Origin of the sequence: Vibrio sp. K4, assembly GCF_051122595.1 — a bacterium.
GTDB classification, from domain to species: domain Bacteria; phylum Pseudomonadota; class Gammaproteobacteria; order Enterobacterales; family Vibrionaceae; genus Vibrio; species Vibrio owensii.
On record NZ_CP178577.1, the window covers coordinates 3,228,224 to 3,252,474 of the forward strand.

Consider the following 24,251-nt stretch of genomic DNA (forward strand, 5'->3'; position numbering starts at 1 on the left):
TGGAGTTAACAGTGAGCGTAAAAATTCATTACCAAAACACGCATTTCATCACCAGCGCACCCGATATTCGTCACTTACCTGAGGACGAAGGTGTCGAAATTGCGTTTGCAGGACGCTCAAACGCTGGTAAATCGAGTGCACTTAACCGTCTTACTAACCAAAAAAGCTTAGCGAAGACATCAAAGACCCCTGGTCGCACTCAATTGATCAACCTTTTCAAAGTGGAAGAAGGTTGTCACATTGTCGATTTGCCAGGATACGGCTTCGCTCAAGTACCGATTGAGATGAAGAACAAATGGCAAAAATCATTAGGTGAATACCTACAGAAACGCGAGTGCTTAAAAGGCTTGGTGGTTCTGATGGATATCCGTCACCCAATGAAAGATCTCGACCAGCAAATGATTTTCTGGGCGATCGACAGCCGCATCCCTGTTCAAGTTCTTCTGACTAAAGCAGACAAACTGAAAAGCGGTGCTCGCAAACAAACGCTACTGAAAATCCGCAAACAAGTAGAAACTTTTGGTGGTGACGTATCGGTTGATGTGTTCTCTTCACTAAAAGGCCTAGGCGTAGATCAGCTACGTGCCAAACTCGACACGTGGTTTGCACCAGCATTTGCGCACTTGCTTGAAGAAGACGAGCAAGATGCTCACGAGAGCGGCGAAGAATAATTAACAAAATTTGTTAAATTTTTTCGACACAGCCCTGCCTTTTGGTGGGGCTTTTGTTTATTCGTCATCCAAAACCGTGAATTTCAGGCAATAAAAATCCCCACCTTCCTGGCAGGGATAACGGGAGAGAAAAATTGGTAATTATTGTTATGTGGCGAAGCATTACTGAACTGAGATTCGATTTCAATAGGTTAAAAAGCAATCTTATTTCCTGCCCGCCGACAAATAGTTACTCCCACATCTCTCAATAGTTTTAATATTCAGATAGTTAAGTTAAATAAGGCATCAAAAAGAAGTAACTTAGTTTCTTTCAAGAAAAAATAATAGTGTGACTGGCGTAAATTTACAGGATGAATAACGCAATAAATTTGAAGGAAAAATCGAGATTTTGCAGTGACTTAGAGAGGTCAAAAGAGAAGATTTTTGAGGGTTTAGTTTAACTTACTGATCCAAAAGAAAAATTTTCTTTCGCCCAATAAAAAACGCCCCAGTCAAAAACTGACTGGGGCGGCTGAATCAGCCTAATCCAATAACGTGAAACAAAAGGTCTGAAAGATAGAACATCTTACCTCTGTACCCTACGAGAGATAATGTACAACAATTGGTCAGATTTGCAAAGAACTTTTGTAGTTTTTTTTCATGAAAGTTTTATTAAGCTACATTAAATCTCAGATGTGATTTGCTTTTTTAATGACACAAAAAAGCCAGCGTTTGTGCGCTGGCTCATACTAAATAGGCTAAATTGGCTTAAAAATGACTAGTGTGCTTGATCCCAGTTGTCACCGTGACCCGCTTCCGCCACTAGAGGCACTTTCAGTTCTGCTGCAGATTCCATCAAATTCTGTACTTTACTTTCAATTTCGGATAAAGACGACTCTTCAACTTCAAACACCAGTTCATCGTGTACTTGCATCAGAAGTTTCACTCGACCGTTGCCTTCTTCTTGAATCCACTGATCAACTAACAACATCGCTTTCTTGATGATGTCCGCAGCGGTGCCTTGCATCGGTGCGTTGATCGCTGCACGCTCTGCCGCTTTACGACGCATGCCGTTACGAGATTGAATTTCAGGAAGATGTAGACGACGACCAAAGATAGTCTCGACGAAGCCTTGCTCTGAAGCCGCACTGCGCGTGTCTTCCATGTACTGCATCACGCCAGGGTAGCGCTCGAAGTACTTGTCCATGTAGGCTTGTGCTTCACCACGAGGAATACCCAGTTGCTTCGCCAAACCAAACGCACTCATGCCGTAGATTAGACCGAAGTTAACCGCTTTCGCACGTCGACGTTGCTCACTTGAAACGTCTTCGATAGAAACGCCCATGATTTCTGCTGCGGTTGCCGCGTGGATATCTTTGCCGTCTCTGAACGCATCAAGCAGCGCTTGGTCACCTGATAGGTGTGCCATAATACGTAATTCAATTTGAGAGTAGTCGACTGCCAGAATCTTGTAACCCGTAGGGGCAACGAATGCCTGACGAATACGACGACCTTCTTCATTACGAATTGGGATGTTCTGCAAGTTAGGATCGGTTGAAGATAAACGACCCGTTGCGGTCACCGCTTGGTGGTAAGAAGTATGCACACGACCCGTTGATGGGTTGATCATCTTAGGTAGTTTGTCGGTGTACGTTGATTTTAGCTTCGCCAGGCCACGGTATTCCAAAATCAGTTTTGGTAGTGGGTAATCCAGAGCCAGCTCTTGCAGCACTTCTTCATTAGTAGAAGGTGTGCCTGATGGCGTCTTCTTGATAACTGGTAGACCCATTTTTTCAAACAGAAGCGCTTGCAGTTGCTTCGGTGAGTTCATGTTGAACTCTTGTTCTGCAATCTCATAGGCTTTCTGCTCAAGCTCGTCCAGACGTGCGGCAATCTCTACCGATTGTGCGCTAAGCTTCATGTCATCAATCAATACACCAGTACGTTCAATGCGAGACAGCACTGGCACAAGTGGCATTTCGATTTCTTCATATACAGTTTTTAGCTTTTCATCTTGTTCGATGTTGGCAAACAAACGGTTATGTAGACGAAGTGTCACGTCTGCATCTTCTGCAGCATATGGTGAAGCTTCATCCAGTTCGATTTGGTTGAAGGTCAGTTGGTTTTTACCTTTACCTGCGATTTGCTCGAATGAAATGCAGCTGTGCTGTAGGAAGCGCAGTGCCAAGCTGTCCATATCGTGCTTGCCGCCTACACTGTTGTACACGTAAGACGCTAACATGGTGTCGTGCTTGATGCCTTTCATCTCGATACCGTAGCGAGCCAGCACAGACGCATCGTATTTTAGGTTTTGACCGACTTTAGCCTGAGCATCATCTTCAAGAATCGGTTTAAGCTGTTCTAGCACCCAATCACGATCCAGCTGCTGAGGCGCATCTAGGTAGTCATGAGCCACTGGTACATACGCCGCAATGCCTTCATCAGTTGCAAATGACAAACCAACCAAGTTTGCCACCATGTAATCTAGGCTGTCAGTTTCGGTATCAAACGCAAATAATTCAGACGCTTTTAGTTTGTCTAACCAAGCATTAAATGAAGTTTCATCTAGGATGGTTTCGTATTGGCTACGGTCGATTTTTACTGCTGAGGTGTCCATATCTGCTTTAGATGAAGCAGAACCTCCACGCGCTGCGCCAGTTGATTCATCCGCTTCAACTACACCTGTGCCGCCTTCTAATAGCTCGTTCAACCAAGACTTAAACGTCAACTGACCGTACAGTTTGATCAGCTCATCTGTGCTTGGTTCTGCTTTTAGCAATGACTCTGGCGTCTCTTCCAGTTCCACATCCAGCTTGATGGTCGCTAGCTCGTAAGACAGCATTGCGTTGTCTTTGTTGTCGACTAGCTTCTTAGCCATGGTTTTTGAACCACGGAAGCCAAGCGCTGCGATATCGTCGAGGTTTTCATACAGCTTTGTCAGGCCGCCAATGCCTTGTAGCAAAGCCGTTGCCGTTTTATCACCCACACCCGGAACGCCAGGAATGTTATCGACTTTATCGCCCATCAACGCTAGGTAGTCGATGATCAATTCTGGTGGGATACCAAACTTCTCAACCACACCTTCACGATCCATCACGACGTTGGTCATGGTGTTGATCAACGTAACGTTATCATCCACCAACTGCGCCATATCTTTATCGCCAGTACTGATCAAAACAGGCATGCCTTGTTGCGATGCTTGATAAGCCAGAGTACCAATCACGTCATCAGCTTCTACGCCTGGAATACAGATCAATGGCAGACCCATCGCACGAATAACGTTATGCAGAGGTTCAATCTGGCAACGAAGATCGTCCGGCATTGGTGGACGATTCGCTTTGTATTCCGGGTACATATCGTCACGGAAGGTTTTACCCTTCGCATCGAAAACCACTGCGATACGATCAGAAGCAAACTGACGCATCATGCTGCGTAACATGTTCACTACACCGTAAACTGCGTTAGTTGGAATTTCACCGTTACTCATCGTGCCTGGGTAAGCGTGAAAAGCGCGATATAGGTAAGAAGAGCCGTCGATCAGAATCAACGGATTTTCAGGAATACTTGCCATAATTGTCTGTATCCAAATCAGTACTTAATAGATCTGCTTAGAATGCCATGACTGCTGATCCGAATCTATCTTGTTCGCTCGATCGAGGTCGCGGAAATTTTCCGATGTTATTCACGAAATTTTTACCTTCTTGTGGATAACTCTGTTTATAGAAATTATCCACTGGTTATCCAACGGAAATAAAACCTTCAAACAACAAACATAAGATACTGTTACTAAAGAAAATAAATACCAACAGGTGAGAAGATCAACGATCCTGAAATGATCATGACATGTGGAAAAGTTGCCAAGAGAGGCGTCAATTAGAAATCTCAGAAAAGAAAAAAGCGACCCAATTGGGTCGCCTAGCAGAAGTGGTGAAGCTATTTCCATTTGTATGGCAGCTTTACCAAGAAGCTATAAATTACACTGGAAGCAATGTGAGCAATGTCGTGTCAAAAAGAATTCGTGCAAGTTCTGGGGAAAATGTTTCATTACCTTCTCAACACTCAGTTAATAAACCGCAGTTAATTAGCAATTCAACGTCCTTGTGAACTTTCCTCATTCCCTAAGACGGGTTTAATAATAATGATTCTCATTTAACAGTCAACACCTAAATGAGAAAAAATCTCATTTATTTTTTATAGTGCCTTAATGAAGTGCACACGAGACTCACGTAGGTTCGGTTTTTCTTCAAATTTTTCAATGATGTACTCATTTCTTAGCAACAAGCGAAGCATGGCTGGAAATTGGTTACGAGATTTCACTTTTAACGTTTTGTAGCCTTGCTCAGCGACCCAATCTTCTTGTGCTTCCAATAACATCTGCGCCACACCTTCATTGCGCGCTTCTGGGGCCACGCCACCAAACCAGCTGTAGAAGGTGTAATCATCTAATTCGTAGCCAATTTTAAAACCAAGGATCGCCCCAGCTTTCTCAGCCACTAAGATTAGACTCTTATTCTCTCCAAGGCGCTCCGCCATCGATTCAACCGTCTCACCACGTGCAAACTCAGTAACACGAGCCACCACTTGGATCGCTTCTTCCAGCGTGCCTTCACGAATCAGCATTGTCATTGTCTTACTCTCCAGAAATAAATATACCCAAGTAACTTCAAGCCGTGTGTATTCCGTCTTGAGGTTACTTGGGTATATTCAGACCGACAACAATTGTCGGTCTGGCTTTTCTCATTAAGCGATAATTACTCGTCTGTCGCTTCTTGAGTCTTTACTAGGTGCTCTGCAGCTTGTGCGTTTTCTTCCGCTAACCACTCTGCGACATCTTTCGCGAAGTAAGTCAGGATGCCATCCGCGCCTGCACGTTTGAAGCAAAGCAGAGATTCCATCACGGTCTCGCGCTCTTTTAGCCAACCATTCATGATGGCTGCTTTATGCATCGCGTACTCACCAGAAACTTGGTAAGCGAACGTTGGAACTTGAAGCTCAGTCTTAACACGGCGAACCACATCAAGGTAAGGCATACCTGGTTTAACCATCACCATGTCCGCGCCTTCATTGATATCAAGAGCCACTTCATGTAGCGCTTCATCCGTGTTCGCAGGGTCCATTTGGTAGTTTTTCTTGTTGCCACCTTTTAGGTTCGCTGATGAACCAACTGCATCACGGAATGGACCGTAGTAGTTTGATGCGTACTTCGCAGAGTAAGCCATGATTTGAGTATGGATGTGACCCGCTTCTTCTAGTGCTTCACGGATTTTACCGATACGACCATCCATCATGTCTGATGGTGCAACCACGTCAGCGCCTGCTTCTGCGTGAGAAAGCGCTTGTTTTACGAGAACTTCGGTTGTCTCATCATTCATCACGTAGCCATCTTCATCGATGATGCCGTCTTGGCCGTGAGTAGTGAACGGGTCGAGTGCCACATCTGTGATCACACCGATTTGAGGCACGTGCTCTTTTAATGCACGCACTGCGCGCTGAACCAAACCTTCTGGGTTGTATGCTTCAGCAGCACATAAGCTTTTAGCGTCTTGGTTTACGACAGGGAAAAGCGCGATTGCTGGTACGCCTAGGTTTGCTAGGTATTGTGCTTCTTCTAGCATTAAATCAATCGACAAACGTTCTACACCCGGCATCGATTCAACACTTTCACGACGATCTTTACCCATCAGAATGAACATTGGGTAAATCAAATCGTTTACTGAAACTTGGTTTTCAGCCATCAGACGACGACTAAAATCGTGCTTACGCATACGACGCATACGGCGTGCAGGGAATGGACCTTGAATTGATACAGACACCACTTTCTCCTTGTCTGGAAGGTTACGATGATCAAATCATCTGGTGGCAAAATCATATCACTCTTGATGCACCTTGCGAGCAGCAATATGGAAAAACGGCATGAAAAAAACCGAAAATGACCCCGCACTCACACTCAAGTATACTTCTCACTAATTCCATACACCGATGAACCATAGAGACCAACCATGATCGATACTCACGCTCATATTTACGCTAGCGAATTTGATAATGACCGCGACGAGGTAGTGAAGCGCGCTTTAGAACAAGGCATTGATAGAATCCTGCTGCCGAACATCGCTCTTGAGTCTATTGAGCCGATGCTAAAAACCGAGGCGGCTTATCCTGAGGTTTGTCGTTCGATGATGGGTCTGCATCCGTGTTATGTCGATGGCAATGTCGAGCAAACACTGGAAATCATCCGCGGCTGGTTTGAAAAGCATAACTTCATTGCAGTGGGTGAAATCGGTATCGATCTGTACTGGGATAAAACTTTCCGCGCAGAACAAGAGATGGCGTTTGTGACTCAGTTAAACTGGGCGAAAGAGATGAATTTACCTGTCGTTATCCACACACGTGACTCAATTGAAGAAACGCTGACTTTACTTCGTCAAGAACAAGACGGCAACTTGCGTGGTGTATTCCACTGTTTTGGTGGCAGCGTAGAAGAAGCACAAGCAATCAATGAGCTAGGCTTCCACTTAGGCCTAGGCGGCGTATCAACATTTAAAAATGGTGGTATGGATAAGGTTATCCCACATCTGGACATGAATTGGGTGATTCTAGAAACAGATTGCCCTTACCTTGCGCCAGTACCGCATCGTGGGAAACGTAACGAACCAGCTTACACTTCTCTAGTGGCGGCGCGAGTGGCCGAACTGCGCGAGGAAAGCCTTGAAGCGATTGACGCTCTGACGACCAAAAACGCAGAAGCGCTGTTTAACTTAGACTAAGATCTGCACTTATATAAGTTACAATCAAACATTCTCTTATATTTCATAGCATTATATTTGAAAGTATAAATAACGTGCTATTGAGATGTAACTCCTGCCCTTCTTAAAATATTGCCCACACATTCGACAAGGTGGGCAATCAATGAATACTTGCCAACATGGTATTTACTTAAAACGTCAAAAACGCACCCTACTGCAAAAGCTTATGGGCATCAAAGAGCTCTACGTGTGCACTAAATGCGGATATATCATTAAAGTGAAGTAACAACGAGACAATGGTTCAGAATTGTTATGTAAATTAGTGACAAACAAGACACTTACACAAAAATATAATGAATATCGCATACGTTAAGAGAGAGTCTTAACAAATTCCTCAGTCTCGTAAACAAGACAAAATCTTTACCTATACTTGCTCACGCATACTCATAAAAATGAATATGGAAGTCATATAATGTGTGAACATGGAATCTACCTAAAACGTCGGCAACGAACTTTTCTAGAAAAAATCTTAGGCATTAAGGAAGTATATGTCTGCTCTAAATGTGGGCATGTCCTTAAGCTGAGATAATTGGCTCAGTCCAATCCAACCGCAATAAGGCGGCTCTTCATGGGTCGCCTTTCCCGCTATCTCACACCTTCAATAATTACAAGTCGTTACACAGTCAAACTCACTCCACCTAACAACCTTTAAACTCGTTTAAAACGTGCACCACACTTCCACCCCAACTAATTGGAACTTTATTCTGTTAAATGTGACCGTATTGATTTGGTAGATAACCTACTGAATCGCATATAGAAGCCCCATTTAACATTGGAACTAACATCACATAAAGTTTCCCAAATAAACAACAATAAAAATAGGGATATGTATGTGCAAACATGGGGGTTACTTACAACGTCGTCAACGCAGGCTTTGGGAGAAATTATTGAGGATTAAAGAGGTGTATGTTTGCTCACGATGCGGATACATAAAGCGCGTGAGATAACTTGGCTAGGTTTTGAAAATACAAAAAAAGCGGCTACAACAAAGCCGCTTTTCTATAGTACGAAGCAAAGGTTACTCTTCAGCTTCCGTCTCTTCTTCTTCATCTTTACGTGTGTAGAAACGAGCGAAGAACAAACCCACCTCAAACAGCAAACACATCGGGATTGCCAGTAGAGTTTGCGAGATCATATCCGGCGGCGTGAGTAACATACCGACAATAAACGCACACACGATGATGTATGGACGCTTCTCTTTCAGATCTTGTGGTGTGGTCGCGCCGGTCCAACATAGCAAGATGATCGCCACAGGTACTTCAAACGCAATACCAAACGCCATAAACAGCGCCAGTACAAAGTCGAGGTAACTTGAGATGTCGGTTGCGAACTCTACCCCACCAAGAGAGATAGCGGTAAAGAAGCCAAACACCAGTGGGAATACCACGAAGTAAGCAAACGCCACACCGCAGTAGAACAACAATGAGCTAGAGAACAGCAATGGCATGATCAATCGACGTTCATGCTTATACAAACCTGGCGCTACAAAGGCCCATACTTGGTACAAGATAAACGGCACCGCAATAAACACCGAAGCAATCAAGGTTAGCTTCAAAGGCGTGAAAAACGGTGAAGCCACATCAGTTGCGATCATCGTTGCACCTTCAGGTAGGCGTTCTACCAAAGGCGCTGAAACAAACTCATAAATGTGGTTAGAGAAGTAAATTAGTCCAACAAACACCACCAATACTGCAGCAATGGCTTTAAGCAGTCGGTTGCGAAGTTCTAATAAATGACTAATTAAAGGTTGTGTCTGCTCGACGGTAGACATGGCAAACCTCTTTTTTAAAACCTGATCAAAAAGGAGCTACCAATCACTAGTAGCTCCTCCTAATGAGACTATTCGGCTTTCTTATCTGCCGCTGTAACCTTAATCTCTTCCGCTTTCTCAACGGTTTCAGTCGCAGGTGCCTCTTGTTTAGGCTCCGCTTCTGATTTGGTTGGTTCCGCGTAAGGGCGGTTTACAGATTGCGCCGCTTTCTTCAACTCTTCGACCGAAGACTTCAGCTCAGGAGACAGATCATCCATCCCCATTTGCTCAGCTTTGCGCAAGTTTTCTTGCAGTTCTTGAACTTTCAGCTCGTGTGACAACTCGTCTTTGACGCTATTTGCCATACTCTTCGCTGCTCCGACAAAACGAGAGACACTGCGGATGGCATGTGGCAAACGCTCTGGACCAAGAACAACCAGACCAACAACAGATATTAATACCAGTTCCCAAAAACCGATATCAAACACGTTTTACGCCTGCTCTTTGTCTTTTTTCGATTCAGGAGCTGCTTCTTTCTTTTGCTGCTCTTCTAGGCTTTTTGGCTCGAAGTCTGCGTCTTTGTCGTCTTTCTTCGCAGGCTCATCTTCGCTCATTGCTTTTTTGAAGCCCTTAACGGCACCACCCAGATCGCCACCGATACCGCGTAGTTTCTTAGTTCCGAATAGCAATACAACAATTACAGCAATGATTAGAAGTTGCCAAACACTGATACCACCCATTCTTTTTACCTCGGGTCTTTAAACAAAATTATTTCAAGAGTTTAACGTCTATCGACGATAAGCTCGCCAACTAAGCAACCAAAATGTGACCCCTGCGATACCGCTAGCGATCGATAGCTGCTCATAAGCGTTATCCACCAATATTGCCGAGCATACGACTAAAGTGGCTCCAACGCCAAATAAAAACTTTCCTGTCGCCTGCTGACGCTTGCTGTGACGGTAACCTTGATAAAGCTGATCCATGCGTTGATTCATGGCTTTACCTTGTTTAAGGCTATCGTAAAGCAGCTCCGGCAGTTCCGGTAACTTCTCTGCCCAAAACGGCGCACGGTCTTTAATGGCATTCACTAAAGCTTGTGGACCGACTTGGTTCATCATCCATTCTTCAAGGAACGGTTTCGCGGTCTCCCACAAATCAAGTTGCGGGTACAACTGGCGACCCAGTCCTTCGACGTACAACAGCGTTTTTTGTAGCAATACAAGCTGCGGCTGCACTTCCATATTGAATCGACGCGCAGTGTTGAACAGGTTCAACAATACGTGGCCAAAAGAGATTTCACACAGTGGTTTAGCAAAGATTGGCTCACACACAATGCGAATCGCAAATTCAAATTCATCGACATTGGTATCGGCAGGTACCCACCCCGAATCAACGTGCAATTCCGCTACGCGGCGGTAGTCACGATTGAAGAAAGCGAGGAAGTTTTCCGCCAGATAGCGTTTGTCTTCACTATTAAGTGTACCAACGATCCCGCAATCCAGCCCAATCCACATCGGATTCTCTGGATGCTCCGGTTTAACGAACACGTTGCCCGGGTGCATGTCGGCATGGAAAAAGCTGTCTCGGAACACCTGAGTGAAGAACACACTCACACCGCGTTCCGCGAGCAATTTCATATTGGTGCCATTCGCTTCCAAGCCTTCAATATCAGAGACTTGGATGCCATATATTCGCTCAGAAACCATGACAGTTTCATTACTAAAGTCAGGAAAAACTTCTGGTACGTAAAGCTCTTCACTGCCTTCGAAGTTGCGACGCAGTTGAATCGCATTCGCCGCTTCACGACGCAAATCGAGTTCATCAAGTAAGGTTTTTTCGTACTCGCGAACTACTTCAACTGGTTTCAAACGACGTGCTTCAGGCATCGCTCCGGCGACTATACGCGCCATTCGGTGCATCAGTTTTAGATCTGAATCAATGACCGGACGAATATCTGGACGGATGACCTTTAATACCACTTCTTGGTTAGTGTCTTTTAATCGCGCCGTATGCACCTGAGCAATCGACGCAGACGCTAACGGTTTGATATCAAATTCAGTAAACCAGTTTTCTAATGGACCGCCCAGAGCGAGTTCCATTTGTTCTTTCGCTAACTGCCCATCAAATGGCGCAACTTGGTCTTGCAAAAGTGCAAGAGGATCAGCGATATGCGGTGGGAAAAGGTCACGGCGAGTCGACATCATCTGACCGAACTTAATCCAAACTGGACCAAGTTCTTGTAGAGCGAGACGAAGGCGTTCACCCAGCGGTTTTTCTGGGTGCTTGTTCTTCATCCAGAATAGGCTTTTGCGCATCAAAAGCGGCGCTTTGGTCAGTTGATGATCGGGCAACAACTCATCCAAGCCGTATTCCAGCTGAACTTTAATGATGTGGTATAAGCGCTTTATTTCTGCTGGCGTCATGAGTTCTCCAGCGCAGGCTTATCCGAGTCGAATTTGTTTAGTAATGCGTTTAGGCGCGCTTCAACGCGAGAGGCTTGGCTACGAACGTCATCCACTTGGTCACAGAAGTGGGCAATTTCTAGCGGTGCTGGCGCCAGTTTCCACTCTTCTGTTACCACTTGAGCAAGATGGCGCTGGTGTTTTTCTGCTTGAGAAGCAAAGAAACCGCCGACGTTTTTGGTGCCTTGCACAAAAGTATGTGCCACAACATCACCCGTCACGCGAGACAGCCACTCTTCGATATCAGGTTTGCAATCCACCATCAATTGAGAGAATTTCTGTGCCAATTGAATGTCACCTTCAAGCTCAAGTTTGTCTTGCTTGATAAGGCGAGTGATGTTGGCTTGATCGCGCAACTCAGGCAGGACGCTTAGATTCAGTGACAGATAACAATCTGGCTGACCTTCGTAGTTGCCCAAAACATCGATTTGCTGGCTGAAGATGAACGTCAGTGTCTTATTGATTTCTTTCAGATGAATTTGAATCACCTGACCTTTAAGACGTGACAAACGACGACCCAATTCAGGATCGTCTTTAATCAGCGTATTTAGTGTCGTTTCAATAACGGCAGTGATAAGAGGTTCAAATGGCATACCGCTTATCCTTAGAATTTGTAGCCGCGGTGCAGCGCCACAATACCGCCCGTTAGGTTGTAGTATTTGGTGTTTTCGAAGCCCGCTTCTTTCATCATGCCTTCCAGCGTGTCTTGATCTGGGTGCATGCGGATAGATTCTGCTAGGTAACGGTAGCTGTCTGCGTCATTCGCCACTAGTTCACCCATTTTTGGCAATAGGTGGAATGAGTACGCGTCGTACACTCTTGATAGTGGGTCTAGGATTGGTTTTGAGAACTCAAGCACCAACAAACGACCACCTGGCTTCAATACGCGGAACATAGAGCGCAGCGCTTTGTCTTTATCGGTGACGTTACGTAGACAGAAGCTAATCGTGATCACGTCGAAGTAATCATCTGGGAATGGCAGTTCTTCTGCGTTCGCTTGAACGTAATGCACGTTACCCACAATGCCGTTGTCGCGCAGTTTGTCACGACCGACATTTAGCATTGAGTTGTTGATGTCCGCTAGGATCACGTGACCTTGGTCGCCAACAATGCGCGAAAACTTCGCCGTCAGGTCGCCAGTACCACCACCTAGGTCAAGAACACGTTGTCCCGGACGAGCGCCACTGCAATCAATAGTAAAACGCTTCCAAAGGCGATGAACGCCACCTGACATCAAGTCATTCATGATGTCGTATTTTGCTGCCACTGAGTGGAAAACTTCGGCAACTTTGGTCACTTTTTCGTCTTTTGCCACTGTGGTAAAACCAAAGTGGGTAGTGTCGTTATCTAACGCTGTATTTGATTGCACACTTGTGTCCGTCATTCTGATTCCTCTTGGGCAGCACTTTCTCACTACGGGGCGGTTGATAACAAATAGGGTCGCCCACTGTACTGCGGGCGATTAGTTTACTTTATCCTCAGCCGGATGTCTTTCTACTAAAGAAGCATTTTCCGAAAATGACTCTGTCTGCGCCAACTGGGCGAGATCTGGCGAGATTGGACGTTTTACTTCCACTCCTAGTTGCTTGAAGCTTTCCGCCTGACGAATCACGTTGCCACGCCCTGTTGCCAGTTTATTCATCGCCCCTTGGTACGTTTGGTTGGCTTTATCTAATGCGCCGCCCAGCCCTTCCATGTCATCAATGAACAAGCGTAGTTTGTCGTACAGCTTCGCCGCACGTTCCGCGATCAATTGGGCGTTTTCGTTTTGACGCTCGTTACGCCACAAATTATCTATCGTACGTAGCGCCACCAGCAAAGTGGTAGGGCTGACCAAAATAATGTTTTGTTCCATCGCATCTTTAACCAAGCTTGGGTCGGCTTGAATCGCAACTTGGAATGCAGGCTCCACCGGAATAAACATCAACACATAATCTAAGCTCTGGATGCCTTTTAACTGGTGGTAATCCTTAAGGCTCAAGCCTTTGATGTGGGCGCGCAGCGCGGCTAGGTGATCGCTCAGCGCCTGCTCTCGTTGAATGTCGTTCTCTGCGTTGAAGTAGCGCTCGTAAGCCACCAGCGCCATTTTCGAATCGACCACCACTTGCTTGTTTTGCGGTAAGTGAACAATCACATCAGGTTGATAGCGTTTGCCCGCTTCGTTTTGCAAGCTCACCTGAGTTTGGTACTCGTGCCCTTCACGCAAACCAGATTCTGCCAATACACGAGCCAGCACCACTTCACCCCAGTTGCCCTGTTGCTTGTTGTCACCTTTCAAAGCTTGAGTCAGATTGACCGCTTCTCGGGTCATGTGCTCGTTCAAGCGTTGCAGGTTCTTCAACTCATGCACCAAGGTGTGACGCTCTTTGGCTTCTTGGCTAAAACTGTCGTTAACTTGTTTTTTGAACCCTTCCAGCTGCTCTTTAAGTGGAGACAGCAAACCTTCCAAGCTCTGACGGTTTTGCATATCGACTTTGGCGGTTTTCTCTTCAAACAATTGATTCGCTAGGTGTTCAAATTGCTGCTTCAAACGCACTTCTGCTTGCTCAAGAATTTGCAGCTTTTCGGCATTAGCTTGATTGATTTGCTCGTGGCGTGCTTGTTGCTCACCAAGTTGGGTTTCAAGACGCGATTTGTGCTCTCGCATCTGCCCTAGCTCATCAAAATACTGCTGACGCTCTTGCTTCACTGCTTCGAAATAGCGCAGTTTTTCCATCGCCGCCATCAATTTACCGTGAGTTTGGCGCACCTCGAATGCCGCTTTATCGCGCTCGTCATCAAGCTCATCCAATTCTTGCCGTGCTTCGGCGAGGCTTTGCTTAACTTGTTCAAGTTGTTGTTGATGAAGCTGTTTTTCAGAGGAGAGCTGTTGTTCGAGCAATTGAGTTTGCGTGGCAAAGCATTGTTTAACCCACCAACCCACTGCAACACCGCTGATGGTCGCGGTAAAAAGAGAAGACAGAATGAGAGATTGATGCTCAAGAATCCATTGCATAATAGCGAGTTAGCCTGTGTTTTTTATCTTTAATAATGGTATTTACATACTGGATAAATGTCCAGTTTGTTGGATGAAAAATCCTCGCATACACTAGGCGCTCCGTACAACATACTCACACCTGCTCAAACCAACAGCGATGAGCGGTACATCATCACACAGAGGCATCATGAACGAGCGTCGCGCCCTAGGATTTGGGCTATCAGCGGTATTACTTTGGTCAACAGTAGCGACCGCATTTAAATTGACTTTGGCGGAATTCTCACCGATTCAGATGCTGACCATGGCGAGTATTGTCTCGGCCATAGCACTTATCGTGGTATGTGGCGTGCAGGGCAAGCTGAATCAGCTCAGCTCAACGTTTCTTGCCAATCCTTGGTACTACTTGCTGCTCGGATTGATTAACCCACTGGCGTACTACCTCATCTTGTTTAAAGCATACGACTTATTGCCGGCCTCCCAAGCGCAGGCGATCAACTACAGTTGGGCGATCACGCTCACCTTGATGGCGGCTGTTTTCTTGGGTCAGAAGATCCGCAATAAAGACTGGATTGCTTGTGGTTTTAGTTATTTGGGCGTCATCGTGATTGCCACCAAAGGTAACGTGTTAGGAATGGAATTCGAAAGTCCGCTTGGTGTGGGATTAGCACTACTTTCAACATTACTTTGGGCAAGCTACTGGATTCTCAACACCAAAAACAAAGCCGATCCTGTGGTGGGCGTGCTATTGGGCTTTCTGGTTGCGATTCCGTTTGCGATTGGCCTAAGCATTTATGAAGGCGCAGACTGGAGCCAAATCACCGTGAAAGGTTGGGCGGCAGTGACTTATGTTGGCCTGTTTGAGATGGGCGTAACCTTCGTGTTGTGGCTAACGGCACTCAAACTCACCGAGAACACCGCACGCATCAGCAACCTGATTTTCGCTTCACCATTCATCTCCCTCATGCTGCTTGCGACCATCATTGGTGAAGAGATTCACCCATCCACTTTGATTGGCTTAGTGCTGATCATCAGCGGCTTGGTGATTCAACAAGTGAAGTTCGGCAAAAAACAAAAACAGACGAATACCGCTCAATAATAATGTCCGAAACTATTGCAAAAATGAGACACGATTTATAAAAAAGAGAGCTAGCTAACAGTTTACTCGATTAATGAAGTGTTCCTTGCTTGGATTTGTTCGGGCTTTGGATACGATATAGCCAAAGCCCGATATGAACGCTGAGTCAGATGTTCACCATACTATTCCAAGGGCGTTTCAGGATGCTTTATTAATTATGTTTCGCTTCGCTATCTCCCCTGCATTGATGACAGACTGGAAACAGGCTCTTCAACAATGCTGTGATGCCACACAGGCGCACGGTCAGCTTTATACTTTCAGCTACACTCGCCAATGGCGCTTGAGTGAGGTGGCGACATCGCCGCAACATCATCGTGAAGTCGTCGCGATTCTCGAACCCGCCACTGAACACTTTATCTACCCTCAGCTTGTTGTTGAACAAACGCCCTTTCAAAACCAAACCTTGAGTTACTGCCCGATATGGTTGCCGAGCGGTGAGCTGTTTGCTGCATTCGCATTGGTTCATCCAACCGAGCAAGATACTGTCATTTCTGGATGGTTAAGCGCGTTGGCAGGACGCGTCGGCTTTGATGTTGCTCAGACTTACCATAAAGAGCAGCAGCGTCACGATGTTCAATTGCCCGACTTACTGCCATCCCTGCAAGAATTCATTGATTGCTTAGAAGACCACACGTGGATAAAAAGCACCGATGGTCGCTACGCGATGACCAACCGCAGCGTTGAAGACTCTTGGCAAATGACGGGCAGTGAAATTGTCGGCAAGAATGATTTCGAGTTATTCAGCAGCCGTCGAGCGAAGAAGTTCATTGATACCGACCAGTTGGTAATCGCTACGGGCAGCCAAAATACGGTTGAAGAGTGCACTCTCATTGATGACAACAACAATCCGACTTGGCTGGAAACCATCAAATCGCCAATCCGCAATCAAACCGGAGAGCTGATTGGTATTTTGGGTATGACACGCAACGTCACTCGCCGAAAAATGGTGGAGACTCAGTTGTCATTGGCGTCCAAAATCTTCGATAACTCCCATGAAGGGATGGTGATCACCGACCGCAAAGCCAACATTCTTGACGTAAACAGCGCCTTCACCCACATCACTGGTTACGCAGCAGAAGAAGTGATCGGTAAGAACCCAAATATCTTGCGTTCTGGGCATCACGACCACGAGTTTTATCAGCAGTTGTGGCGTCAGCTAGAAAGCAAAGGTCAGTGGAAAGGCGAATTCATCAACCGCAAAAAAGATGGCAGCATTTACCCGCAGCTCGCCACCATCAGTGCGGTAATGGACGATAAGAACCACCTGATCAACTACATCTGTGTGTTCGAAGACATCTCGGTACGTAAAGCGCACGAAGAAAAGCTGCAACGCATGGCGTTTTACGATCCATTGACCAACCTTCCTAACCGTACTCATTTGATCAGCTTGCTAGAACAGCACATTGAGAACGGTCAGAAGCATCAACACGCGTTTGCGACTCTGTTCCTCGATATCGACCACTTCAAGCACATCAACGACAGCATGGGACACTTCTGTGGTGACCAACTGCTGACTAAACTCGCTGAACGTCTGCAAGATGTGTTGCATTTACGTGCTCATGTGGCACGCATTGGCGGCGATGAGTTTGTCATCATATTGCCGAATATCGAATCGGATTCGCAGCTAATCGACACCATTGAAGACATACTCAGCCTGTTCAACCGTCCTTTTGAAGTCAGCAAGAACGAATCTTTACGTATTTCCACCAGCGTGGGCGTGGCACGCTATCCTCAAGACGGACAAGACAGCGAAACCCTGCTCAAGAATGCCGATACTGCCATGTACTTGGCGAAGAAAAATGGTCGCAACGGCTATGCGTTCTACTCACCGGATTTGACCGATAAATCCGTGTCTCACGTGCGTATGCAGTCTGCTCTGCATGAAGCGATTGAGAAGAACCAACTTCATTTAGCTTACCAACCGCAATACAACTTAAACGCCAATGAACTGGTGGGCGTAGAAGCCCTGCTACGCTGGCAACACCCTGATCTTGGAATAATTTCTCCAGCGGACTTTATCCCGATTGCAGAGAAAACTGGCTTGATTCAAAGCATTGGTAAATGGGTCTTGGAGCAAGCTTGCTTGCAAGGTCGCGCATGGCTGGATAACGGCATTGAATTTGGCAAGCTCGCGGTGAACGTATCGGCTCTTCAGCTACAACAATCGGACTTCATCAGCAAACTTGGGGTGATTCTCAAAGAGACCGGATTCCCGGCGCACCGTCTAGAGCTGGAAATCACCGAAAGCTTCCTACTGATCGACCCACAACAAGCCATCGCATCACTCAACTTGCTGCGCGAGCTCGGCATTGAGATTTCCCTTGATGACTTTGGTACCGGCTACTCGTCACTGTCTTACCTCAAAGGTCTGCCAATCAATAAGTTGAAGATCGACCGCTCTTTCGTCAGCGATGTTCCAAGCAACACCGACAGCAATGCGATCGTGAACGCCATCATAGCCATGGGACAAACCCTGTCATTGAAAGTAGTTGCCGAAGGCATCGAAACCGACGAGCAAGCTCAATACCTATTCGAGCGCGGCTGTATCTACGGACAAGGCTTCCGCTTTAGCGCCCCAGTTCGCGCCGAGAAGTTATTTAAATAAAAAAAGACCGAGCACTGGCTCGGTCTTTTTCAATTCTTTTACTTAGCAAGTTACACCCACTGACCTGCAACAAAGCCGCTCGACCAGCACCATTGGAAGTTATAGCCACCTAACCAGCCGGTTACGTCCATCACTTCACCGATGAAGTACAAGCCTTTGATGTTCTTACATTCCATGGTTTTTGAAGACAAGTGATCGGTATCTACGCCGCCTAGGGTCACTTCTGCAGTATTCCTAACACAGTCCAAAAATTGTCAAACATATAATCCATTAGAACAGTGATAACGTAAGACAACTACTTTCCGTTGGATAAGAACGCTCACATGCCTAACTTATTGGAATTCTATAACACAAATTACCGCCCCTCGTGAACTAGGGCAAGAAAAAAAGAGAACCGTTATGTATTATGTTGCTTAATCACAGATTGAATAATACTAAGGACATAACATGTTAGATTTTAGCCAATTAGGGGGCACTAACCCTGTCGATAGCTCCTACATTCCAAGAGAAATCTTCCAAGCCTTGCCTAAGATTAGCGGCAAATTCCAATACCCAAGAGATGTTCAGAGTCAAGTTTGGGCTAAATGGTACGAGAGGAAGGATACTAATAATTTAGTAGTCAAAATGAATACTGGTGGTGGAAAAACGGCAGTAGGGCTTCTCATTTTAAAAAGTTGTTTAAACGAAAAAAAGGGGCCTGCTGTTTACGTCGTTCCTGATAACTACCTCGTTGCACAAGTTGTTTCAGAAGCCAGAGAAATAGGAATTGAAATAACAGAAGACCCACACGATCCGAGGTACCTTTCAGGAAAAAGTATACTTATAGTTAACATCCACAAGTTAGTAAATGGGCGTTCTGTCTTTGGAGTGGATGACGACGGTATCAAAATACCTATTGGAAGTATCATCATAGATGATGCTCATGCATGCTTAGACACGGTAGATCAACAATTTACGATGTCTATACCACAATCATCTCCTATTTATACCGAGTTACTAAGTACATTTGCTAGTGCATTGAGTTCCCAAAATACAGCAAAGTACAATGAAATAATAAATGGCGACCCAAGTGCATTCTTGCAAGTCCCTTTTTGGAGCTGGCAAAAACACCAATCTGCTGTGACTGAAATACTAGTAAAAGGAAAAAGTGATCGAAGTATCGAATTCTCTTACCCACTCCTTAAGAGTCACCTATTGTTATCAAACTGCGTATTTAGTTCTAGTCGAATAGAGATATCCCCTCACTTTATACCTATTTCCGTGATACCTGCATTAGAAAAGGCATCAAGAAAGATCTTTATGACAGCAACGCTAGCAGATGACAGTATCCTATCAACACATTTCGGAGTGATGCCCAATGAGCTATCCAATCCGATTACACCTGACATTGCTGGTGATGTCGGTGACCGTATGATCTTGCTACCTCAAGTAATTAATCCTCAAATAACTGACCAAGATATTAAAGACCTATGCAGTCGCGTATCGAAAAAACACAATGTCGTTGTAATTACTCCGTCCATATATCGAGCACAGCAGTGGTCTAACATCGCAGATCTAACTTTGACTTCTAGCAACATAAGTGAAGGAGTATCACGTCTAAAGACTCAGCACGTAGGGCTAGTTGTCTTAACAAATAGATATGATGGTATAGATTTACCTCAAAATGCTTGTAGGCTTTTGGTCATTGACGGTTTGCCTGACGCAAGACATTTGATTGATCGTGTAAAGCAATCTGCGTTGATGTCTAGCAATTATGACAATGTTGAGAAAATCCAGCGGATTGAACAAGGTATGGGTCGAGGCGTTCGTTCAAACGACGACTACTGCGTAGTCATGCTTACTGGAAAGCGATTAACGAGTACAATTTACACAGAAAATGCTATAGAGAATTTTTCACCGGCAACAAGATCACAAATGGAGCTTTCAGAGAAAATTGCCGAACAAGTTAAAGGTAAGCCTGCAACAGAGCTTGAACAATTGATGGATTATTGCTTTTTGCAAAATTCAAGCTGGGTCGGAGTAAGCAAAGGGCAACTTGCTTCACTGACATACGAAGAAAGAGTTGGTGTAAAAAGCATAAAATTATCACTGTATGAAGCATATTTATACGCAGTACGAGGAAATACCCTAAAAGCTTGTGAGACTATTGAGCAAGCAGCTAACGGGTGTACAGATTCAGCTCTACAAGGATATCTGAAGCAAATACTCGCAGAATATACAAATATTCACGATGAATCAGCAGCTCAAAGAATACTCCTTTCAGCAAATGCTTTAAATCAAAGGCTGTTGAAACCGCTAGCAGGACTAGATTACAAGAAAGTCAACAATTTAACACATGAACAAGCAGAGCAGTGTTCTAGTTATCTTCAAAGTAAATTCCTTATAAAAAGCAAGATGATTGTTGCTGCGAACGCCATAATTGAAGATCTACATTTCAAACCTAATTCTGCGAACAGATTCGAAGCAGCAATAGATGATTTAGCAAAAATGTTAGGTTTCAATAGTCAAAGACCTGAGGTCTCTTATAATAAAGGACCTGACAATCTATGGTCTATTGGTAGACAACACTACCTAGTTATCGAATGCAAAAACGAGGCGACCTCTGAAAACATAAGTAAAGGGTACTGCAACCAGCTAAATGGATCTTCACAATGGTTTCTTGATAATTATGATTTTACAAGCACACATACACCAATAATGATCCACCCTTCTACATCATTCGAATATGCATCATCCCCAAAACCAGAAATTAGGATCATCGACGAAGAAAAACTGGAAGAGTTGCGAAATAACGCAAGAAGTTTCTTTGAGTCGATATCATCAAATGATGAATTCAATAATATTGCTGCTATACGAGATAAATTGACTGCATATAAGCTGCGCGGTCAAGATTTGGTCGATAATTACACTAAATCTTATAGTGTAAAATAACTGAAGAGCCCTCACGTGAGGGCTCTATTCTTACCTACAGGATTGCTCTGTGATTTGCCTGTCCATTTACCCATGTGTTGAAATAACATTTAACAAGTACTCGTACTTTCAACTTTGCTAACATTCTTTGGGGCAAAAGTGACTTACGAAACAACTTGTTTCGTAATTATGCAAGAGCCTCTTGCATAATTGGGAACGAGAATTTGTCCAACAACCTGTTGGACAATTTATTCTTATGATGACTTGCTGCTAGAAGTTCATTTCAGGACTCTTTTAGGGAAAATACCGTCAACTATCTTCATTTTGACATCTGGTAAACTTGCGATTTTCAACGCTCAATTTTAGACTATGCTCGAGAGCCTCGGGTATTCCTGCTTTTTCTTTGAGTTACTATTTACTATCTGGCCAGAAGTAATGGTATCGATTTGAACTTGGCATAATTGCAAAGCAGCCCACCGAGGACATCTGATAAGCTTAGGTGTTTTCCCTCCCTATTGTGGTGATAAAACGCCCAGCGCTGCACACAGAATGCGTTCCCTCTTCAAATTGAATGAAAAACATTCTGTCGCTGTTATACAAAGCCACAGGTCCTGCCTGTGGCTTTGTCGTATCTGAGAGAGCGAAAAAAAATAGCTGTGCCGTTTGCCCAATAAAGCATTCCAATTCAAAATCAAAGAGTGGTTTAGTTCTGCGGTCAGTAGAGGTACTCAAGCGCCGTCATTGAGCGCCATAGTTGTTTTGTTTGTTTATTCGACGCACGTGGGTGCGTAGCGTACCTCGATTCAATCCTAGTATTCTTGAGGCTTTCGCTTGATTGCCTCGACAGTGGATGACGACTTCCTCAAGCACAACATCTCGAACAAATGGCAAAAGAGCGGACACATCCGGCGTAGCGGTTCGACTATCACGAGTGTGTGAAAGAAGCGCATTGAGGTGCTCTAGAAAGAGTTTATTATCAATAGGTTTACAAGGCATGATGGTATTGCTGTGTTATGACGATGAATGCTCCCATTATACGACACAACTCTCAAAATACTTGGTCAAGCTTGAGACGCAATATGGCAAAATGACGTTATCTGAATGCTGAACGTTGAGAAGAGATGGGAAGACTCAATGATGCACAATTACAGCGTCGCATCGAACATATTTTAGAACGCCATCCTAACGCCTCGTCCTTAGTCGTGCGCCAGCGTCTAATGTCAAACCTAAAGCCATCACACATATATCCGCTCTTAGTGCCCTTCTACGAGCAGTACCGCATTGATGATAGTGCCGATATTCAGCGCGAGCTGCAAAAAATGATGTCGATGCACTTAGGGCTGAGCATCATCGCGCAAACCTTGTCGATAGGTTGCTTTAACTACCGGCAAGTAGAAAAAGCCTTGTTAGAGTTGACGGCTGATTTTGACCATCTAGCACAAGCTCAACGCTGTAAAGAGTTGCGCTTTGGTCATGGCGCACCAACGGATGAACATCACCAATCTCAAATTGTGATGACGTTACAAAGGCTAGGTCACCGCTTACCCGACATTTGGCAATGTATTGCGGCAAACCACCGAAAGTAACAAGATAGCCAAACCAAGATAACAAATGTTATCCCTCGAATTATCAGTAGCCTATCTCTATTTTGGGAGACTCGCTATAACTTCAAAGTATGATGACAATCCCCACTTGTTGGTGCTTTAGAAGCCTCTTAAACTAGCGATGCGGCTTTTCGAGCTGTGGGTTAAAGTGAGAGCATTGAGTACAGCTATAGGGACGTACAAGGATGTGAAAAGCCGCCCACAGCCTGTCTTTATCCTTTTTTGTTTTTGAGCAAAACACGCCAATTACCGCTCATTAATCAGACGCCTTTTAGGAGCAGCATCGCTAATTAGGCTTTGAATAATCAATCGTGTATCGACACGTTGGAAACGAAGTGCAACCATAAAATGCCTTCCCTTTATTTACTCCTCGTTTCGCCACTCGTTTTACAAGGACAGACTGACAGTTTGGGCACACTTTCGATACCGGTTTCACGTCGCTCGTTGGCTTTGGTGGTTTATTTTCAAAGCTCCGTCCATCCTCAATCATATGAACCAGCTCTGAGCCATTGACCAACCACAGGCGTTTATCTTGCGCGTAAGCAATGGCTTCCGAAGTAAAGTCTCCTGACGTGACGATAATCATTTTGCTTGCGTGGTGCTCTATCATGACACCGTACATTTCTCGAAGTACCTGAATGCCAACTTTCTTGGCCTTCCAGTGTTTACATTGTACTAGGCTCAATTCACCATCTTTCGTCAACCAAATATCAATGCCGCCGTCAGGCTTTTGTGAAAAAGACTGCTTCACGGTATAACCTTGATGCTTAAAGTACTCGCCGACATAGGATTCAAACTCTAGCCAGCTTAATTGGTGGAATGGCGTGGTTGCTTGTTTCGAGCGAATATGTGAGGTGGTCGCCCGATACCTCTGCCTTCTCTGAAATTGTTTAAAAAAAGCAATCGGCGCGGGAATGAAAAACAACAACGCAAAATACGGTGCGAACATGGAAAGATTTGGGGCGACAGCATTAAAAACAAAGTTGTTACTGCTGGCAGCAAGCTCTGGTAATACGTATGAAAGGGCGACATACACACCTATCGATAAAATCACACTTAACCACCACGGTGCATCCATCAAATGCCAGATGATGCCATCACTTTTCCTTGCCATTAATCTTCCCTTAAATATGCACCAAAGCGCATTTAATCACAGTTTGACTGGCAGGCAAATCATGATGAGTATTAATCCATAAAACAATTCGTTACGAGCTCAAATTTTTATCTTCTTCTAGGGCAACTTCTTTAAAGTATCGTGTCACTCTCAAATATTTTTGCTTACCAATATCACAAAACTGAACTGTTAGAGATGGCCTTAATCCGCTCATATCACTATACAAAGTGTGAACTTTCAG

At 44.9% G+C, this 24,251-nt stretch carries 18 protein-coding genes and 1 pseudogene; 6 read left to right on the forward strand and 13 right to left on the reverse strand.

Annotated features, from left to right (window positions below):
* Positions 1-11 precede the first annotated feature (11 nt).
* Positions 12-671 (forward strand): ribosome biogenesis GTP-binding protein YihA/YsxC, encoded by a 660-nt coding sequence (gene yihA / locus ACLIIY_RS14540; protein ID WP_009707987.1) that lies wholly within the window; start codon positions 12-14, stop codon positions 669-671.
* Positions 672-1,428: 757 nt separating this feature from the next.
* On the opposite strand, the gene polA is transcribed toward yihA, so the two are convergent.
* From polA to hemB, 3 genes are all read right to left on the reverse strand, one after another.
* A complete protein-coding gene (gene polA, locus ACLIIY_RS14545) occupies positions 1,429-4,221 on the reverse strand; it encodes a DNA polymerase I (protein ID WP_434527814.1) in 2,793 nt (930 codons plus the stop codon).
* Between the two features lie 620 nt (positions 4,222-4,841).
* The gene (locus ACLIIY_RS14550; protein WP_020195457.1) at positions 4,842-5,276 is read right to left on the reverse strand and encodes a GNAT family N-acetyltransferase; all 435 of its coding nucleotides are present in this window, start codon (positions 5,274-5,276) and stop codon (positions 4,842-4,844) included.
* Between the two features lie 125 nt (positions 5,277-5,401).
* Complete coding sequence (gene hemB, locus ACLIIY_RS14555) at positions 5,402-6,463, reverse strand: porphobilinogen synthase (RefSeq protein WP_005448548.1); 1,062 nt, start codon at positions 6,461-6,463, stop codon at positions 5,402-5,404.
* Between the two features lie 186 nt (positions 6,464-6,649).
* Here hemB and ACLIIY_RS14560 point away from each other — a divergent pair, with 186 nt between their 5' ends.
* Entirely contained in the window at positions 6,650-7,414 is a 765-nt protein-coding gene (locus ACLIIY_RS14560) for a TatD family hydrolase (RefSeq protein ID WP_434527815.1), read from the forward strand.
* Between the two features lie 1,057 nt (positions 7,415-8,471).
* Here ACLIIY_RS14560 and tatC read toward each other — a convergent pair.
* The 7 genes from tatC to rmuC form a co-directional block, all read right to left on the reverse strand.
* Complete coding sequence (gene tatC, locus ACLIIY_RS14565) at positions 8,472-9,224, reverse strand: twin-arginine translocase subunit TatC (RefSeq protein WP_208446197.1); 753 nt, start codon at positions 9,222-9,224, stop codon at positions 8,472-8,474.
* Between the two features lie 68 nt (positions 9,225-9,292).
* Positions 9,293-9,691 carry a Sec-independent protein translocase protein TatB gene (gene tatB, locus ACLIIY_RS14570; RefSeq protein WP_005430029.1) on the reverse strand — a complete coding sequence of 133 codons (399 nt, stop codon included), beginning with the start codon at positions 9,689-9,691 and terminating at the stop codon, positions 9,293-9,295.
* A 3-nt stretch (positions 9,692-9,694) separates the two neighbouring features.
* Positions 9,695-9,943 carry a Sec-independent protein translocase subunit TatA gene (tatA, locus tag ACLIIY_RS14575; protein ID WP_005429959.1) on the reverse strand — a complete coding sequence of 83 codons (249 nt, stop codon included), beginning with the start codon at positions 9,941-9,943 and terminating at the stop codon, positions 9,695-9,697.
* Between the two features lie 48 nt (positions 9,944-9,991).
* A complete protein-coding gene (ubiB, locus tag ACLIIY_RS14580) occupies positions 9,992-11,626 on the reverse strand; it encodes a ubiquinone biosynthesis regulatory protein kinase UbiB (RefSeq protein WP_005434553.1) in 1,635 nt (544 codons plus the stop codon).
* A complete protein-coding gene (locus ACLIIY_RS14585) occupies positions 11,623-12,258 on the reverse strand; it encodes a ubiquinone biosynthesis accessory factor UbiJ (protein WP_005448553.1) in 636 nt (211 codons plus the stop codon). Before ACLIIY_RS14585 ends, ubiB begins: the two co-directional genes overlap by 4 nt.
* Positions 12,259-12,269: 11 nt before the next feature.
* Positions 12,270-13,049, reverse strand: coding sequence for a bifunctional demethylmenaquinone methyltransferase/2-methoxy-6-polyprenyl-1,4-benzoquinol methylase UbiE (gene ubiE, locus ACLIIY_RS14590; protein WP_434527816.1), 780 nt, complete (start codon positions 13,047-13,049; stop codon positions 12,270-12,272).
* Positions 13,050-13,127: 78 nt separating this feature from the next.
* Positions 13,128-14,660 (reverse strand): DNA recombination protein RmuC, encoded by a 1,533-nt coding sequence (rmuC, locus tag ACLIIY_RS14595; protein ID WP_434527817.1) that lies wholly within the window; start codon positions 14,658-14,660, stop codon positions 13,128-13,130.
* Between the two features lie 169 nt (positions 14,661-14,829).
* Between rmuC and ACLIIY_RS14600 the strand changes: the two genes are divergently transcribed.
* Both ACLIIY_RS14600 and ACLIIY_RS14605 read left to right on the forward strand, forming a co-directional pair.
* Positions 14,830-15,738 (forward strand): DMT family transporter, encoded by a 909-nt coding sequence (locus tag ACLIIY_RS14600; RefSeq protein ID WP_409378834.1) that lies wholly within the window; start codon positions 14,830-14,832, stop codon positions 15,736-15,738.
* Between the two features lie 196 nt (positions 15,739-15,934).
* Entirely contained in the window at positions 15,935-18,382 is a 2,448-nt protein-coding gene (locus tag ACLIIY_RS14605; protein WP_434527818.1) for a sensor domain-containing protein, read from the forward strand.
* Positions 18,383-18,432: 50 nt separating this feature from the next.
* Here ACLIIY_RS14605 and ACLIIY_RS14610 read toward each other — a convergent pair.
* Positions 18,433-18,612 (reverse strand): annotated as a pseudogene (locus tag ACLIIY_RS14610) (NAD(P)/FAD-dependent oxidoreductase); the annotation flags it as partial.
* A gap of 217 nt (positions 18,613-18,829) precedes the next feature.
* Here ACLIIY_RS14610 and ACLIIY_RS14615 point away from each other — a divergent pair.
* Positions 18,830-21,313, forward strand: coding sequence for a DEAD/DEAH box helicase (locus tag ACLIIY_RS14615; protein WP_065645822.1), 2,484 nt, complete (start codon positions 18,830-18,832; stop codon positions 21,311-21,313).
* A 717-nt stretch (positions 21,314-22,030) separates the two neighbouring features.
* Here ACLIIY_RS14615 and ACLIIY_RS14620 read toward each other — a convergent pair.
* Positions 22,031-22,288: a helix-turn-helix domain-containing protein gene (locus ACLIIY_RS14620; RefSeq protein WP_065645821.1), complete on the reverse strand. Its 258-nt coding sequence runs from the start codon at positions 22,286-22,288 to the stop codon at positions 22,031-22,033.
* A 125-nt stretch (positions 22,289-22,413) separates the two neighbouring features.
* On the opposite strand from ACLIIY_RS14620, the gene ACLIIY_RS14625 reads away from it, so the two are divergent.
* Positions 22,414-22,878, forward strand: coding sequence for a hypothetical protein (locus ACLIIY_RS14625; protein WP_285339200.1), 465 nt, complete (start codon positions 22,414-22,416; stop codon positions 22,876-22,878).
* A 304-nt stretch (positions 22,879-23,182) separates the two neighbouring features.
* On the opposite strand, the gene ACLIIY_RS14630 is transcribed toward ACLIIY_RS14625, so the two are convergent.
* Entirely contained in the window at positions 23,183-24,010 is an 828-nt protein-coding gene (locus ACLIIY_RS14630) for a restriction endonuclease (RefSeq protein ID WP_230732005.1), read from the reverse strand.
* Positions 24,011-24,251: the final 241 nt, after the last annotated feature.

What these genes read in the sequence shown, in the direction of transcription:
- ACLIIY_RS14615 (WP_065645822.1), top strand. Translation starts at nt 18,830, where the DNA reads ATGTTAGATTTTAGCCAATTAGGGGGCACTAACCCTGTCGATAGCTCC.
- rmuC (WP_434527817.1), bottom strand. Translation starts at nt 14,660, where the DNA reads ATGCAATGGATTCTTGAGCATCAATCTCTCATTCTGTCTTCTCTTTTT.
- tatA (WP_005429959.1), bottom strand. Translation starts at nt 9,943, where the DNA reads ATGGGTGGTATCAGTGTTTGGCAACTTCTAATCATTGCTGTAATTGTT.
- ACLIIY_RS14600 (WP_409378834.1), top strand. Translation starts at nt 14,830, where the DNA reads ATGAACGAGCGTCGCGCCCTAGGATTTGGGCTATCAGCGGTATTACTT.
- ACLIIY_RS14585 (WP_005448553.1), bottom strand. Translation starts at nt 12,258, where the DNA reads ATGCCATTTGAACCTCTTATCACTGCCGTTATTGAAACGACACTAAAT.
- ACLIIY_RS14630 (WP_230732005.1), bottom strand. Translation starts at nt 24,010, where the DNA reads ATGGCAAGGAAAAGTGATGGCATCATCTGGCATTTGATGGATGCACCG.
- ubiE (WP_434527816.1), bottom strand. Translation starts at nt 13,049, where the DNA reads ATGACGGACACAAGTGTGCAATCAAATACAGCGTTAGATAACGACACT.
- ACLIIY_RS14625 (WP_285339200.1), top strand. Translation starts at nt 22,414, where the DNA reads ATGGGAAGACTCAATGATGCACAATTACAGCGTCGCATCGAACATATT.
- tatC (WP_208446197.1), bottom strand. Translation starts at nt 9,224, where the DNA reads ATGTCTACCGTCGAGCAGACACAACCTTTAATTAGTCATTTATTAGAA.
- polA (WP_434527814.1), bottom strand. Translation starts at nt 4,221, where the DNA reads ATGGCAAGTATTCCTGAAAATCCGTTGATTCTGATCGACGGCTCTTCT.
- ACLIIY_RS14605 (WP_434527818.1), top strand. Translation starts at nt 15,935, where the DNA reads ATGTTTCGCTTCGCTATCTCCCCTGCATTGATGACAGACTGGAAACAG.
- ACLIIY_RS14620 (WP_065645821.1), bottom strand. Translation starts at nt 22,288, where the DNA reads ATGCCTTGTAAACCTATTGATAATAAACTCTTTCTAGAGCACCTCAAT.
- ACLIIY_RS14560 (WP_434527815.1), top strand. Translation starts at nt 6,650, where the DNA reads ATGATCGATACTCACGCTCATATTTACGCTAGCGAATTTGATAATGAC.
- ACLIIY_RS14550 (WP_020195457.1), bottom strand. Translation starts at nt 5,276, where the DNA reads ATGACAATGCTGATTCGTGAAGGCACGCTGGAAGAAGCGATCCAAGTG.
- ubiB (WP_005434553.1), bottom strand. Translation starts at nt 11,626, where the DNA reads ATGACGCCAGCAGAAATAAAGCGCTTATACCACATCATTAAAGTTCAG.